The organism is Halomonas sp. 72 (genome assembly GCF_052379785.1).
Taxonomy (GTDB): Bacteria; Pseudomonadota; Gammaproteobacteria; order Pseudomonadales; family Halomonadaceae; genus Vreelandella; species Vreelandella citrativorans.
Map to the genome: position 1 here is coordinate 40952 of NZ_JBQSYY010000003.1, position 14513 is coordinate 55464.

General features: G+C 55.1%; 15 protein-coding genes. 13 read left to right on the top strand and 2 right to left on the bottom strand.

Features of this window, described 5'->3' with window-relative positions:
- Nucleotides 1-54 precede the first annotated feature (54 nt).
- From ACT3T6_RS04020 to ACT3T6_RS04080, 13 genes are all read left to right on the top strand, one after another.
- Nucleotides 55-1116 carry a protein-glutamate methylesterase/protein-glutamine glutaminase gene (locus ACT3T6_RS04020; RefSeq protein ID WP_193053677.1) on the top strand — a complete coding sequence of 354 codons (1062 nt, stop codon included), beginning with the start codon at nt 55-57 and terminating at the stop codon, nt 1114-1116.
- A 41-nt stretch (nt 1117-1157) separates the two neighbouring features.
- A complete protein-coding gene (locus tag ACT3T6_RS04025) occupies nt 1158-2855 on the top strand; it encodes a methyl-accepting chemotaxis protein (protein WP_193053676.1) in 1698 nt (565 codons plus the stop codon).
- Nucleotides 2856-2906: 51 nt separating this feature from the next.
- Nucleotides 2907-3296, top strand: coding sequence for a chemotaxis response regulator CheY (gene cheY, locus ACT3T6_RS04030; protein WP_172117759.1), 390 nt, complete (start codon nt 2907-2909; stop codon nt 3294-3296).
- Between the two features lie 42 nt (nt 3297-3338).
- Nucleotides 3339-4034 (top strand): protein phosphatase CheZ, encoded by a 696-nt coding sequence (cheZ, locus tag ACT3T6_RS04035; RefSeq protein WP_193053675.1) that lies wholly within the window; start codon nt 3339-3341, stop codon nt 4032-4034.
- Nucleotides 4035-4150: 116 nt separating this feature from the next.
- Nucleotides 4151-5317 carry a flagellar biosynthesis protein FlhB gene (flhB, locus tag ACT3T6_RS04040; RefSeq protein ID WP_193053674.1) on the top strand — a complete coding sequence of 389 codons (1167 nt, stop codon included), beginning with the start codon at nt 4151-4153 and terminating at the stop codon, nt 5315-5317.
- A complete protein-coding gene (flhA, locus tag ACT3T6_RS04045) occupies nt 5314-7395 on the top strand; it encodes a flagellar biosynthesis protein FlhA (protein ID WP_193053673.1) in 2082 nt (693 codons plus the stop codon). Before flhB ends, flhA begins: the two co-directional genes overlap by 4 nt.
- A gap of 54 nt (nt 7396-7449) precedes the next feature.
- Nucleotides 7450-9627 carry a flagellar biosynthesis protein FlhF gene (gene flhF / locus ACT3T6_RS04050; protein ID WP_193053672.1) on the top strand — a complete coding sequence of 726 codons (2178 nt, stop codon included), beginning with the start codon at nt 7450-7452 and terminating at the stop codon, nt 9625-9627.
- Complete coding sequence (locus ACT3T6_RS04055; RefSeq protein WP_193053671.1) at nt 9624-10202, top strand: hypothetical protein; 579 nt, start codon at nt 9624-9626, stop codon at nt 10200-10202. Before flhF ends, ACT3T6_RS04055 begins: the two co-directional genes overlap by 4 nt.
- Nucleotides 10203-10218: 16 nt before the next feature.
- The gene (locus ACT3T6_RS04060) at nt 10219-10620 is read left to right on the top strand and encodes a flagellar protein FlhE (RefSeq protein WP_193053670.1); all 402 of its coding nucleotides are present in this window, start codon (nt 10219-10221) and stop codon (nt 10618-10620) included.
- A 26-nt stretch (nt 10621-10646) separates the two neighbouring features.
- The gene (locus tag ACT3T6_RS04065; protein ID WP_087109031.1) at nt 10647-11348 is read left to right on the top strand and encodes an RNA polymerase sigma factor FliA; all 702 of its coding nucleotides are present in this window, start codon (nt 10647-10649) and stop codon (nt 11346-11348) included.
- A 43-nt stretch (nt 11349-11391) separates the two neighbouring features.
- A complete protein-coding gene (locus ACT3T6_RS04070; protein ID WP_087109028.1) occupies nt 11392-12210 on the top strand; it encodes a motility protein A in 819 nt (272 codons plus the stop codon).
- A 4-nt stretch (nt 12211-12214) separates the two neighbouring features.
- Nucleotides 12215-12886 (top strand): OmpA/MotB family protein, encoded by a 672-nt coding sequence (locus ACT3T6_RS04075; protein ID WP_193053669.1) that lies wholly within the window; start codon nt 12215-12217, stop codon nt 12884-12886.
- Between the two features lie 23 nt (nt 12887-12909).
- The gene (locus ACT3T6_RS04080; protein ID WP_193053668.1) at nt 12910-13101 is read left to right on the top strand and encodes a hypothetical protein; all 192 of its coding nucleotides are present in this window, start codon (nt 12910-12912) and stop codon (nt 13099-13101) included.
- Here the strand turns inward: ACT3T6_RS04080 and ACT3T6_RS04085 are convergent.
- Entirely contained in the window at nt 13078-13623 is a 546-nt protein-coding gene (locus tag ACT3T6_RS04085) for a hypothetical protein (RefSeq protein ID WP_193053667.1), read from the bottom strand. The two genes, ACT3T6_RS04080 and ACT3T6_RS04085, sit on opposite strands and share 24 nt — an antisense overlap.
- A gap of 131 nt (nt 13624-13754) precedes the next feature.
- Complete coding sequence (locus ACT3T6_RS04090; protein ID WP_193053666.1) at nt 13755-14498, bottom strand: Crp/Fnr family transcriptional regulator; 744 nt, start codon at nt 14496-14498, stop codon at nt 13755-13757.
- Nucleotides 14499-14513 lie beyond the last annotated feature (15 nt).

The window sequence follows — 14513 nt, forward strand, 5'->3', positions numbered from 1 at the left end:
TTATCCGTGCAAACAAGGCAGTATACCCGGCATTAACTGCAAAGGAGGCGTGCATTGAGCGCTGCCAAGATCAAAGTATTGTGTGTCGATGACTCGGCGCTGATTCGTGATTTGTTAACCGAAATTATCAACTCTCAGCCGGACATGGAAGTGGTTGCCGTGGCGCCTGATCCACTGGTTGCCAGGGATTTAATTAAGCAACACAACCCTGATGTGCTCACGCTTGACGTTGAAATGCCGCGCATGGATGGGCTCGATTTTCTGGAACGCCTGATGCGCCTGCGGCCCATGCCGGTCTTGATGGTGTCATCGCTCACGCAAAGCGGTTCGGAAATCACGCTGCGTGCACTTGAGCTTGGCGCGCTGGACTTTGTGGCCAAACCAAGCCTGGGTATTCGGCATGGCATGATGGAGTACGCCAATGAAATCGCCGAAAAGCTGCGTGCGGCCGCACGTTCACGGCCGCGTCAGGCGCGCCATAAAAATGCTCCACCGCCTGCACAGTTAAAAGCGCCGTTAGTCTCAAGCGAAAAGCTGATTATCATCGGCGCATCCACGGGCGGCACGGAAGCCATCCGTGCGGTATTAGAGCCGTTGCCTGCCAACTCCCCTGCCATTTTGATCACCCAGCATATGCCGGGAGGGTTTACGCGCTCGTTTGCCGAGCGCCTGGATCGGTTGTGTCGAATAACCGTCAAAGAGGCGACTGATGGTGAACGTATGCTGCCGGGCCACGCCTACATTGCCCCTGGCGACCAGCACTTAAAGCTCGTACGCAGCGGAGCAAACTATGTGGCACGCCTGGACAACGGGCCGCCGGTCAACCGGCACCGGCCATCCGTCGATGTACTGTTTCATTCCGCCGCTGAACAGGCTGGGCGTAACGCCATCGGGGTGATTCTAACCGGCATGGGCAAAGATGGGGCTGCGGGGCTTTTGGAAATGCGCCAGGCTGGCGCGCCTACCGTTGCCCAAAACGAGGCGACGTGTGTGGTCTTTGGTATGCCGCGTGAAGCGATAGCCGTGGGGGGCGCCGTGGAAGTTGCGGCACTCGATGATATTCCCGCCCGGTTGATGGCAATGGTAGCTGCCTCCGGTCGCTCCCAGCGGGTATAAACCTTTTTACTATAAAAATGCTTGGCGAAGGGGATGATCGAATGACACGTTTACTGCGTAACCTGAGTATCCATGCGGCTGTTGTGGCAGCATTACTGTGTTTTACCATGCTGATTATCATACTGGCGAGCATCAGTTTTCTATCAGAGGAACGATCACAGGAAAATCTGGCGACTTACGGGCTTATCAGTAGCGCTCAGTTGAATGAGATTAATCGGGCCGATTCGCTACTCAACCAGGCCATGCTGGCTATGGAGGTGGCTTCAAACTACTTAATGGTTGGCCAGATGAGCCAAACCAACGAGCAGTTGGCGATTGCCGCCGAGCGTATTGAGCGTGCCGAGATGCGTTTTGAGAACTTTGTGGCGACTCCTCGTACGCCGCAGGGTGAAGTGTTAGGAAGTGAGTTAATCGAAAGTTTTCGCGCCGTTATGACATTGGTAAAGCAGCAGCACGAAAGCTTTGAGCAGATGGATATGAATACCTATAACGACCTGCGCGATGCGTTAAGTGAACCGCTGATGAGCCTTGCAGCCAGCACGACGGCGTTCGTTGAGTATGGCTTCCAGCGGGTTGATGGTATTGGCCAAGAGGCGCACGCCCAAGGCAACTTTTTTAAACTGGTTAGCACCATTGCATTGGGTATAGCGTTGCTGGTTACGCTTGCCATTTATATTGGCTTACGCCGCACCGTGACGACGCCCTTAAACGATGCGGTTAAACGGTTAAATAAAATTGCCGAAGCGGATCTTACCCAACCACTACCTGAGGCGGGCAATAACGAGATTGGTCGCCTGTTTTCGGCGATGGCCACCATGCAGCAAAACCTGACGGGGATTGTTGCTCGGGTCCGAGAGGGCAGTTCTGAAATCCACTATGGTACGCGGGAAATCGCTAGCGGCAATGCCGACCTTTCCTCACGTACGGAGCAGCAAGCGGCGGCCATTGAGGAAACCGCAGCCAGCATGGAAGAGATGACGGCCACCGTGAAGCAGAACGCAGATAATTCGCGTCAAGCCAGCACGCTGGCGGCAGATGCCTCGACAACTGCTGAGCACGGTGGCCAAGTGGTCAGCCAAGTGGTTCAAACGATGCATGGTATATCGACAAGTTCGCAAAAAGTGGCCGATATCACCAGTGTTATTGACTCCATTGCGTTTCAAACCAATATCCTCGCACTGAATGCCTCAGTGGAGGCTGCACGTGCCGGTGAGCAGGGTCGTGGCTTTGCGGTGGTGGCGGGTGAAGTGCGCAATCTTGCTAGTCGTAGTGCCGATGCTGCCAAGGAAATCAGAACGCTAATTGATGCCTCGGTGAGCCAGATTAAGCAAGGCTCAACGCTCGTGGAGCAAGCAGGTTCTACCATGTCAGACGTTGTCACTGCCGTGCGCCGTGTGACTGACATCATGGATGAGATATCGGCCGCTTCACAGGAGCAAAGCGATGGCATTGAGCAGGTGAGCCATGCGGTTGGGCAGATGGATCAGGTCACCCAGCAAAACGCTGCCCTTGTCCAGGAAGCTTCCTCGGCTGCTGCCTCATTGGAAGAGCAGGCCAATCAGTTAGAGCAGGCGGTTGCCGTCTTTAAGTTGCTAGGATCTCAGACGCCTCAGCGCACTTCATTGCCTAAGCAAACGAATTCTACGCCGCCTCGCGCTGCGGAAAAAAGTTTACCGGCGGCCTCCGCGCCACGATCAACGCCAACCCACAGCGACCACGCAGAGTGGGAAGCTTTTTAACCCTGACTATATAACTCGTCATCAAGACGTGAATTGATAAGAGGATGAGCAATGGCCGACAAGAACATGAGCTTTTTGGTAGTCGACGACTTTCCTACCATGCGCCGGATTGTACGTAGCCTGCTTAAAGAGCTGGGTTTTACCAATGTCGATGAAGCAGAAGATGGTCAGGACGCGCTTAATAAGCTGCGTGCAGGTGATTTTGAATTTGTTGTTTCTGACTGGAATATGCCTAACCTGGACGGTTTGGAAATGCTCAAGGAAATTCGTCAGGATGACGGCTTGAAGCATTTGCCGGTATTGATGGTAACGGCAGAAGCCAAGAAAGAAAATATTATCGCGGCCGCTCAAGCGGGTGCTAACGGCTACGTCGTTAAGCCATTTACCGCGGCTACCCTTGAAGAGAAGCTTAATAAAATCTTCGAAAAAATGGGTAAATAAAGCGGCTGGGCCGAAGGGCCTGGTGAGCGAGGAGATAATACCATGAGTCAGAATGAGCAGATCGACTCTAGCCCGCTATCCGAGGAAGGCGCTGAAGAGCTAATTCATCGCATCGGCAAGCTTACTCGCATGCTACGCGATAATATGCGCGAGCTGGGATTGGATAAAGAGATCGAAAAAGCGGCTGAAGCCATTCCTGATGCGCGAGATCGGCTGCACTATGTTGCCACGATGACCGAGCAGGCAGCCGACCGCGCATTGAATGCGATTGATCGTGCTCAGCCACTTCAGGATGAACTCTCTGAGCGTGCTGAAGGGCTTGATAAGCAGTGGGCTGAGTGGTTTGAAGCGCCCAAGGATCTGGAAGATGCCAAGGCGCTCGTTAAGGATACGCGCAGCTACTTAAGCGATGTGCCTACGATGACGGCGGCGACGAGTAAAGAGCTTCTTGAAATCATGATGGCTCAGGACTTCCAGGATCTGACCGGCCAGGTGATCAAGAAAATGATGGACGTGATCCGTGAGATCGAATATCAGCTTGTTCAGGTGCTGATCGACAACGTACCGGGTGCTCAGGTACGCGAATCGATGCAGCGCAAGGCCGAAGATCAGTGGAAAAACGACAGTGCACGACGTAAAGAGGATTTGTTGAACGGCCCGCAAATCAAGGAGAGTGCGCCCGATATCGTCACTGGTCAGGATCAGGTGGACGACTTATTGGACGAATTGGGCTTTTAATGCGGCGTTATTAGAGCATTGTAAAAAGCCGTATCTGGCAATATAAGCGTTTTGTTCAGCCGTCCCTTGGGGCGGCTGACTTTATGGTGCGCCACGCACGCTAAGCCGGATGTAGCATGGCAGATAACGATAGCGATCAGGAAAAGACCGAAGAGGCCACGCCCAGGCGCAAAAGCAAAGCGCGTGAAGAGGGGCAGGTACCTCGGTCGCGTGAGCTAACCACGTTTTTGCTGCTGCTGGGCGGTGTCGGTGGGTTATGGGGCATGGGGCAGATTTTTTATGACCAGTTGGGAATGGTCATGGAGCAGGCTTTCATGTTTGACCGGCGCCAAGCCATGGAAGAGATGCCCATGCTGGTCAATGCGCTAAACCTGGGGCAGCGGACGCTGTTTACCATGATGCCGCTATTTCTACTGCTGGCGGTCATTGCGTTAACGGCTCCTGCCTTACTGGGGGGGTGGCTGATATCCGCAAAGTCCATGCAGCCCAAGCTCTCCAAGCTAAACCCTATCGCAGGGGTTAAGCGGATATTTTCGACCCAAGCGTTGATTGAGCTGGCGAAAGCGATTGCCAAGTCGGTGCTGGTGGGTAGCGTGGCCGGGACGTTTTTGTATCTCAACCTGGGTAAGTTTTTAGCGCTAATGGATCAGCCCGTGCATCAAGCACTGGTCAGTGCGCTTAATATGGCGGCCCAGGCGGCTGGTTTGGTCGTACTGTCGCTAATGATCGTCATTCTTATCGATGTACCTTTTCAGCTGTGGAGTAACGCCAAGAAGCTGCGCATGAGTAAAGAAGAGGTGAAGCGCGAGCATAAAGAGTCAGAAGGTGACCCCCATGTTAAAGGACGCATTCGTCAACAGCAGCAGACGATGGCTCGGGGTAGAATGATGAGCAAGGTGCCAGAGGCCGACGTTATTATTACCAACCCAACGCATTATGCCGTGGCCTTGATGTATCAAGAGGGCAGCATGGGAGCACCGCGACTGGTGGCCAAAGGGGCGGATGCCGTTGCGGTAAAAATACGCGAGCTGGGCATAGAGGCAGGCGTTCCTCGCTTGGAGGCTGCACCGCTGGCGCGCGCCCTTTATCATCATGTGGATCTAGAGGCCGAAGTGCCTGCCGAGCTTTATACAGCGGTGGCAGAAGTGATGGCGTGGGCTTACCGCTTAAAGCATGTTGGACAACAAGGAGGCGAGGTGCCCCCAACTCCCGATAATCTGCCGGTACCCCCGGAAATGCAAACCCCTGGCCGTCAGGCCAGTGGCAATGAGGCACCGCCATGAAAGGTTTAAACCAACTGGTCTCTCAGCGTGGCTGGATGGGCGAGGTACGCATGAAGCTGCTTGCCGGGCCGGTGCTGATTTTAATGATTTTGGGCATGATGATCCTGCCCTTGCCGCCCTTTGCGCTGGATATGCTGTTCACCTTTAACATCGCCTTGGCCATCATGGTGTTGTTGGTCAGCATGTTTGCCGAAAAGCCTTTGGATTTTGCTGCGTTTCCTGCTGTTTTGCTATTTACCACGCTACTGCGTCTTTCGCTTAACGTCGCCTCAACGCGGGTAGTATTGATGGATGGCTACGCGGGCGGCGCATCGGCCGGTAAGGTCATCGAAGCGTTTGGTACCTTTCTGGTAGGGGGTAATTTTGCCGTTGGCCTAGTGGTCTTCTTGATACTGGTCATTATCAATTTCATGGTGATCACCAAGGGCGCTGGGCGAATTGCTGAGGTCGGCGCACGTTTTACGCTGGATGCAATGCCTGGCAAGCAGATGGCCATTGATGCCGATTTAAATGCTGGCTTGATTGGTGAAGAAGAAGCCAAAAAGCGTCGTTCAGAAGTCGCCCAGGAAGCCGACTTTTATGGCTCGATGGACGGTGCCAGTAAGTTTGTACGCGGTGATGCCATGGCGGGTCTGGTCATCATGGTGGTTAATATTATCGGTGGCCTGTTGATTGGTATGATGCAGCACGATATGAGCTTCGCCGATGCGGGCCGTACTTATACGCTGCTAACGATTGGCGACGGCCTGGTCGCTCAGATTCCGGCACTGGTCATTTCCACCGCGGCTGGTGTAACGGTATCGCGCGTTAATACCGAGCAGGATGTTGGCCAGCAAATGATCAGCCAACTGTTCGTGAACCCTCAGGTGATGATTCTGGCGGCCGCGGTTATGGGGCTGCTGGGCCTGGTGCCGGGCATGCCGAACTTTGTCTTTCTGTTTTTTACCGCACTGCTGGGCGGTTTGGCTTGGCTCTTGATGCGTCACAATCAGAAAGTCCAAGTGAAAGAGGAGATCGCTACAGAAGCACCTGTTACCCAGGAAACTCCTGAGGCCAGCTGGGAAGATGTCCATCTGGTCGATACCCTTGGACTTGAAGTGGGCCATCGTTTAATCCCACTGGTCGATGCCCGCCAAAAAGGCGAGCTTCTGGGGCGTATTAAAAGCGTGCGTAAAAAGTTTGCTCAGGAGGTCGGTTTCCTGCCACCGGTGGTGCATATCCGCGACAACCTGGAACTGCCGCCTAATACCTACGTGCTCTCCATGAAAGGCGCTGAAATAGGTCGCGCCGAAGCGCAGACAGGCAAGTGGCTCGCCATTGACCCGGGGCAGGTCTCTGGGGAACTGCAAGGGACTGCCACTCACGACCCTGCCTTTGGTTTACCCGCGGTTTGGATCGACACCAATCAGCGTGAGCACGCCCAGGTGTATGGCTATACTGTGGTCGATGCCAGTACCGTTATTGCGACTCACCTTAATCATTTGCTACATCGACATTCACCCGAAATGCTGGGCCGCCAGGAGGTCCAGAAGCTGCTCGACAAGCTGGGCGAAGAGCAGAAATCACTGGTAGAAGAAGTAGTGCCCAAGGCAATTTCTCTGACCATTCTGCAACGTATTTTGCAGAATCTGCTGGAAGAGGATGTGTCTATTCGTGACATGCGCACGATTCTGGACACCCTGGCAGAGCATGCCGGTCAGCAAAAAGATCCTAATGAGCTTACCGCGCTGGTGCGTATTGCATTAGGCCGGGCCATTACGCAGCAGTGGTTTGCCGGACAGGAAACCCTCAATGTGATGGGGCTGGATGCCCAACTGGAGCAGGTACTGATACAGGCGATGAACGGGAATGGCGCGATGGAGCCAGGCTTGGCTGAAACCTTGATGGATCAGGCGCAGCAGGCTCTGGAGCAGCATGAAAGTAGCGGGGAGGCACCGGTATTGGTGGTTCAGCACTCGCTGCGTGGCGTGCTATCACGCTTTTTGCGCCGTCGTTTGCGGCATCTTGTGGTCATGTCACAAGCAGAAATTCCGGATGACCGCACGCTGCGTGTGACCACCACAGTGGGTGGCCGCTAACCATGACCGCAAGCAGCGAACGTGTCAGCTATGTGTACAAACAAAAGGTAAGACATGAGCGTTAGGCGTTTTACGGGAGCAAACAGTCGTGATGTCATGCGCCAGGTGCGTGAAACGCTGGGAGATGATGCGCTAATTTTGGCGAACCGCCGTACTGATGACGGCGTTGAAATCATGGCGATGGCCGATGAGGCTGTCGAGCCTGTCGACGCCGCGTTAGAGGTAACCGCAAGTACGGTAGAACCCGCTACAGCGACGGACCCTCTTCAGGCCATGAGTGAGCGCCTACTGCGTGAAATGCAAGATATGCGCGCGCTTTTAACTAACCAACAGGTAACGAGCCAGCAGGCGCCTCGGCCCGCCGAGTCGGTGCAACAAGCCTCCGATACGCGCGCGCGGCTTTCTCAGTTGTTGACGCGAGTTGGCTTTAGCGCCGAGCTTGGCGATGAAGTACTCGCGGGTCTGCCAGCATCATTGAAAGCGCTTGGCCCTGAAAGTGAGCAACCGCTTGATTGGCTGCGCCAGCAGCTGACAAGCAGGCTTCATGTGTTAAATGACGAGGCCAGTTTTTTTGACCAAACGGGCATCGTCGCCTTGGTCGGTCCTACCGGAATAGGCAAAACCACGACCACCGCAAAGCTTGCGGCGCGCTTTGTGATGCGACATGGCACACGCCCTGTCGCGCTGGTCACCACGGATAGCTTTCGTATCGGCGCCCATGAGCAGCTCAGGATTTACGCACGCCTGTTGGATACCCCCATGTACGCCCTTGATGCTGAGCAGCCGGTCGATGATCTGCTGGGCCGCCTTCACGGCAAGCAGTGGGTCATGATTGATACGGTTGGGATGAGCCAGCGTGACCAGCGTGTTATTGATCAAATTGCTCATTTGCAGGGCGGAAGTTCCACGGTAAGGCTGGTACTGCTGTTGAACGCGGCTAGCCAGCCAGAAACCCTGGAAGAAGTCGTGCTGCGTTATCGTCAGGCCGCGCGGGCGGCAGGCGCTGAGCTTGATGACTGTATTATTACCAAGCAGGATGAAGCCGGCCGACTAGCCCCCGTGCTGGATATTGTTATCCGTCATGGTATGCGCGTGCTGTTTAGCTCTCATGGGCAGCAAGTGCCCGAAGATATGAGCGTGGCGCTGCCGGATGCGCTGATCAACCAGGCGTTGGAAAGCCAGGCGAAAGCAGCGCCGCAGCCTGGCTTCACGGCACCGGCTAGCATGCCTCGCTGGTCGCGAGATGTGCTTGGCCAAGGGCGGAGGCTGTCGCTACTACTGACGCGGCTGCGCCAGCGTTTGGCAGGCTTCGCCACGCTGGAAGCCATGTGGGATGTTAGCGCTTTGCCGAGCGAGCTACAGAGCGCGCAGCTTACTCGTCTGTTGCCGCACGCGTTACCCGCCCCTGGTGTGGTGTGGGCGGCACGCCGTAACGAGCGTGGCTGTGATTGGTCGATGCCGGATATCAGCATGGACGAACGGGGCGCTTGGCATGCCGTCCCCATGCTTCAACATCGCCAACCTGCGGGTTGGCAGGCCAGGCTTGAGACACGAATGGAGGCGGGCGCCACGGTGCATCTATTGCCCGTGCTGCCTCCGGCAGAAACCGTGCAGTGGCTGAATGAGCAACAGCTGACTTGGGTCAGCCTTGTGACATCCGCACAGCGTGTATACTTTCATGGCGAGCGTTCTGCGCTACGCGGACTATTTGAACAAAGCACGCTCAGCCATCATGTCAGCGTGCGGTTTCGTGGCCAGTCCATGCAGTTATGGACCGCTTATGCCGAAGTGCAAAATGAGGCGGGCAGTGTACTGCTTGCGTGGTATGGGGAGGTTCGTGACCCCGAAAGTGCCAAGGTCGTTGCCCGGCGCTACTGGTTGACGCCGGCTCGTTTAGGCGCCGATGTACTTTTCCAACTGGTCATTCAGCTGCAAAGTGAGGGCCTGGCAGCGCTCACCAAACGCGCGTTGCAGCAGTTTAAAGAGGCCGATAGCGGGGACGTGGATCCAGAAGTACGTCTACTGTTAGCCAGCGGCGTCGCGTCAGTGGTCGGGCATTTGGATAACGCGGATGATGATGAGGCGTCCAGTCTGCGTAGCGATCTACTCAGCCTGTTGGGCACGCGCCGAAAACGCCGCGATACGGCCATGCTGGATGCGTTGATGTACGCCTTTATGGCGCGCGACGCCATTCGCCAATTGGGCAGCGTTAGCCGAGAGGTGAATGTATGAGTCAGGATCAGGCGGCGGGCTTGCGCCAATGGGCCGACAGCCAGCGTCAGAAGCAGGCACCCAGCCAGCCTGATGCGCCGTTGGCAAGTGATATGGAGGTGATGAGCGAAGCGCCTGCGCCCGCGCCAGGTGCTGTTTCGCCCACCCCCACGATTGACGAGCAGCCGGTTGCGAAAGCCCCTTCGCGACCTAAAAAGCCCTTGTATATTATTGGTTTGCCAGGGCAGGGCGCGCAGGCTGTCAAACAGGCTCAACATCGCCTGGCTCAATGGTCTGCGCTGGGCCGTCACTGGGCAGGATCACCTGACGATTGGGATATACAGGCGGTTAGCGTTAATGCGCCTGATCTGGCTCAGCTAAGTGCTCGGCATGCGCGTTGGGCGCTCTGGGTTAACAGCGATGCGGACGCATTTGCCGAGATGTACCGGCTACTTCGCCAGGCGCGTGACAATGGCGGGCCTCGCCGATTATTGGCACTGCACGAGCCCTCTTTGTCGCGCCAAGGCTTGTTGGAAAACTTGCGTGAAGCCGCTAGCCACTATTTGGCCATCGATCTTCTGGTGCTGGCGCGCTGATAAGGAAATATTCGACATGTTAAGCAAGCTATTCAAGATGATGGGTGTTTGCGGGTTGATAGGTCTCATCGGTAGCGCTCAGGCGGCGGGCAGCTGGAGCACCTCGGTGCCGGGCGTGATGGTGGCCATGAGTGACCGGGAAACCCGTAGCCAGTCAATGACGCCACCCGATTCTGTACAGGTGCACAATCGTGTGATTGATCGGATACACTGGCAGCTTGAGGCGCCGCCGGGCAGCGCTATCAACGCATGGCTATGCCATCCGGAGCAGTGTGTGGCTCTCTCGGGAGGGCGCGGAACGGTCACCGAGCTGGCGGGAAGGCAGGTAAGTGCTCCTTTGCAGTTTCGTTTTAAGTTACTGCCTGGACAGCGGCCTGTTCGTGTTCAGGGTCTGCAAGTCATTGTGAACTATCAGTAAAAGTTGTATAGCCGCGAGGCAAAAAGATGTACACAGCACAAGGCAGAATCAAGCAAGGCGAGCTATTCACACAATACATGCCACTGGTAAGACGTCATGCCTTAACACTGCAGGTCAGGTTGCCAGCCAGTATTGAACTTGATGATCTTATTCAGGCGGGCACGGTAGGGCTTTTAGAAGCACTGGGCCGTTTTGATGCCGCTCATGGTGCCAGCTTTGCGACGTTTGCCAGCCAGCGTATCCGTGGGGCGATGGTCGATGAACTGCGTACGCGGGATTGGTTGCCACGCAGCGTGCGCCGCGCTGCGCGCGCTGTGGACGACGCGATCCGGCGGCTAGAGCAGCAGCTCGGGCGCTCGCCGGAAGAGAGTGAAATTGCCTTGGCGCTTGAGATGCCGCTGGGTGATTACCAACAGCTGCTCAACGACACCAATAGCGGTCAGCTATTGCCGTTTGAAGAGTTGGTTGCCGATGGTGGTGAGCCGGTAAGTTTTGATGTGAGCAACTTGCCGTTTGAAAAGCTGCTGGATGAGCAGCAGCGCCAAACATTGGTTGCTGCCATTGAGGCGTTGCCAGAGCGCGAGAAACTGCTCATGGCACTTTATTACCAGGAAGAGCTGAATTTAAAAGAAGTGGGCGCCGTGCTGGGCGTGACCGAGTCGCGTGTGTCTCAGTTGCATAGCCAAGCCATTAGCCGTCTGCGTGCCCGGTTGCATGATTCAGCCTAAACAACCGATACGTTAACTCACAATAACCGGCGAGGAGCCGTTGATGAACCCGTCCACGTTGATAGGTATATTCGCCAGTATGCTGCTGCTAGTAAGCGTGCTGTTCTTTACTGCGGAGTCCCCTGAAAGTTTTATCAATCTGCCGGGCCTGGCGATTGTTATAACCGGTACTCTGGCCGCTACTTTTATAAGCTATCCGCTAAAAGAGGTGTTACGCGTTGTACGCTTGGTAGGGCTTGTCTTTCGGCGTGAAAATACCTATATACGCGACGATATCAACGAGCTGGTCGCCATGTCCCGGCTATGGTTTAAAGGCGATGTGCGTGCAGTCGAACAAGAGTTGGAGCATACGCGCAATCCGTTTTTACGTACCGGTATTCAGTTAGTCATTGCCAATACCAAAGAAGATGAGATCTTCGACATGCTGCGTTGGCGGATTGCCCGGCTCAAGGCTCGCGAGCACGCAGAAGCCCAGATTTTTCGCACCATGGCGACCTATGCGCCAGCGTTTGGCATGATTGGCACGCTGGTGGGATTGGTTAATATGCTGGAAGTCATGGATGCCGGTGACCTGGATGTCATTGGCCCCCGTATGGCGGTGGCGCTGCTCACCACCTTCTACGGTATTTTGCTGGCGAATCTGGTGTTTAAACCCATCGCGGTGAAGCTAGAACGACGTACAGAAGAGCGCCTGATTACCATGAACATGGTGCTGGAAGGTATTTCACTGATCACCAAGCGCCGCCTGCCCTCTTTTATTGAGGAAACGCTCAATTCATTTATCGCCAACTATAACGATGAGATTCGCGATGCCACTATAAAGCCCCGGCCTGATACACCAAGCGCGACGGCAAAGGGCTAAGGCGATGCTGGATAACAATACGCGCCATGCGCTGGAGCTTCCCGCCGGGCAGGGTGAAAGCGATGAGAGCTGGCTGACCAGTTATCTGGACGTGCTCACCCTGCTGATTACGCTGTTTGTTTTGTTGCTGGCTTTGGCTCCCCCCGGTGGTAATGAAGCACTTGAGGGTGAGGAAGCGTCCATGGCCAGCGTGATTAGCTCACTGCCCTTGGCAACGCTTGCCACCGGTATTCACCCGCGCCATAGCGGGTTGCAGCCCCAGATGGCGGCATTGGATATTCCCGGCGTCAGCGTATCGCAGGGCCAGGAGGGCGTAACGCTACGCATTGATGATAGCCTTTTATTTCCCAGTGGCGAGGCAGTGCTCACCTCTCTAGGCCAAGAGGTGATAGAAAGTCTTGTCGATGTGTTCGCGGCCTTTGATGGTCAGGTTTCCGTTGAAGGACATACTGACAATCTTCCTATTGCGACCACTCGGTTCCCTTCCAACTGGGAACTCTCCGCCGGACGTGCGATTGCCGTTATGCGCCACCTGGAAGGTCAGGGCATAGCGATTTCTCGAATGCGGGCCGTTGGTTATGCGGATACTCAACCTATGGAGAGCAACGCAACACCTGAAGGGCGAGCTGCTAACCGGCGCGTTGAACTGTTGTTACGACAACAGCCAGAAGGGTGAGTGGACTGCTCAAGGCTGGGGTTGTGCCTAAGCATCCCCTTCTGCTGCAGTCGTATGCTGCCCTGTTGGTGCTTGATGTCGATCGTCGGCGCATCCAGGCGACCAGTACAAATCTGGCCGCGCTGATGGGACTCTCACGCCAATCGGTAACGTTAACCCAATTGCTGGGGACGCGTTTAATCCAGCGACTTTCAGGGCGACGCGGTTTCACATAGCGTTTGCATGCGCTCAATCGCTTGATCGGCGCCTTCAAGCTGAAACGTCATGTACCAGGGGGGCTGTTCGCCTCGATCAAACCCCAGGAAAAGTTGCTCGCCTTGTTCCATCTGGTGCATTAGCGTCTGCATATCAGCAAGATAAAAGTGTACGTAAAAGCCGTTATCGCCTCGCTCGGTGATGAATTCTGCCATGGTATCGACCGCGGGCTGCTCATCGATACGCAGCCGGGTCGGCACCAGGTTGACGGTTTTACTTTCGCCTTGCTGCTCCTCCAGCGTGACACGCACTTCAAGCCACGGTAAATCACACACGTTTTGGGTGGCATTCAGGCTGAGTGTCGCGTCGGAATAACTATGGGTTTCAACGGCGCGAAAGTGGTGCTCATTACCCAGCGTTAACGCCATTGATTGCCACTGGCCATGCGACTGTATGTCCTCCATATTAAAGTTCGCCGCCTGTGTTAACGGTGCAATAAGTAGAAGGGTGGCGCTTGCCAAGGCTGTTGAATAGGGTGTCATGTCAGCACATCAAGGTTGGGTAAGAAAAGCCCAGCGTTTATGACGGGTTTGCCCGCAGCAAAGGCGCCGGGTGCTTTCTATAAACCACTACCGCCCGTGGCAGCACGTGGTAATGGTAGTGGTAATGGCCACTAGGCAGAAAGTTCGAATAATGGCCTAACGTCGTCATTAAGATAACAGTCATCAAACTCGCCGACTGCCGCCAGTGCTTGAAGATCAGGAATCGTAACGTTGTGACGATCACGAAATACCAGACCTTCTTCGCTCAGCAAGCTAAAGGTGCGGCTAACATGTACAGGGCTTAAGCCCAGAATGTCAGCTAGCTGCTCTTGAGAGAGCGGGAGTCGAAGCTGCCCGTCGGTATGGCTATTGGTCTGGCGCAGTCTCAAATACATTTCGTACAGGAAGTGCGCTGTTTTTTGCCGAGCACTGCGTCGGGCAAGCGTTACTAGTCGTTCGGTGAGCAGTGCCTGGTGACGGCTGGTGATCGCAAATACCACCGAGGTTAGTGGCACCGACTGACGAAATACGTCAAGCAGGCGTTTGTGCGGAAAATGACAGATTACGCCATCGGTAATCATGCGAACACTTTCCAGACGTTGCGAAAACGCGAACTCACGCAGGCCAATAATATCGCCAGGCAAATAAATTTCCAGAATCTGTCGATCACCGTTTTCAAGGTGGCGATAGGAGTAGGCCCAACCACTTTTCAAGGTGCAAAATTCGCCAGCCGGATCACCGAGTTCCCATAGCAGTGAGCCCGCTGTGATATCCGTAGGGCTCTCTTCCAGGGACGCTAACAGGGCTTTATCTGCCGTGCTTAATGAGCAGTAGTGGCTGAAGTGGTGAAGAATGCAGCTTTGATCTTCGCTCACAGCTTGATCTCCATG

Excerpts from the sequence above, each read along its gene's own strand:
- ACT3T6_RS04025 (WP_193053676.1), top strand. The coding sequence starts at position 1,158 with ATGACACGTTTACTGCGTAACCTGAGTATCCATGCGGCTGTTGTGGCA.
- cheY (WP_172117759.1), top strand. The coding sequence starts at position 2,907 with ATGGCCGACAAGAACATGAGCTTTTTGGTAGTCGACGACTTTCCTACC.
- cheZ (WP_193053675.1), top strand. The coding sequence starts at position 3,339 with ATGAGTCAGAATGAGCAGATCGACTCTAGCCCGCTATCCGAGGAAGGC.
- flhB (WP_193053674.1), top strand. The coding sequence starts at position 4,151 with ATGGCAGATAACGATAGCGATCAGGAAAAGACCGAAGAGGCCACGCCC.
- flhA (WP_193053673.1), top strand. The coding sequence starts at position 5,314 with ATGAAAGGTTTAAACCAACTGGTCTCTCAGCGTGGCTGGATGGGCGAG.
- flhF (WP_193053672.1), top strand. The coding sequence starts at position 7,450 with ATGAGCGTTAGGCGTTTTACGGGAGCAAACAGTCGTGATGTCATGCGC.
- ACT3T6_RS04055 (WP_193053671.1), top strand. The coding sequence starts at position 9,624 with ATGAGTCAGGATCAGGCGGCGGGCTTGCGCCAATGGGCCGACAGCCAG.
- ACT3T6_RS04060 (WP_193053670.1), top strand. The coding sequence starts at position 10,219 with ATGTTAAGCAAGCTATTCAAGATGATGGGTGTTTGCGGGTTGATAGGT.
- ACT3T6_RS04065 (WP_087109031.1), top strand. The coding sequence starts at position 10,647 with ATGTACACAGCACAAGGCAGAATCAAGCAAGGCGAGCTATTCACACAA.
- ACT3T6_RS04070 (WP_087109028.1), top strand. The coding sequence starts at position 11,392 with ATGAACCCGTCCACGTTGATAGGTATATTCGCCAGTATGCTGCTGCTA.
- ACT3T6_RS04075 (WP_193053669.1), top strand. The coding sequence starts at position 12,215 with ATGCTGGATAACAATACGCGCCATGCGCTGGAGCTTCCCGCCGGGCAG.
- ACT3T6_RS04085 (WP_193053667.1), bottom strand. The coding sequence starts at position 13,623 with ATGACACCCTATTCAACAGCCTTGGCAAGCGCCACCCTTCTACTTATT.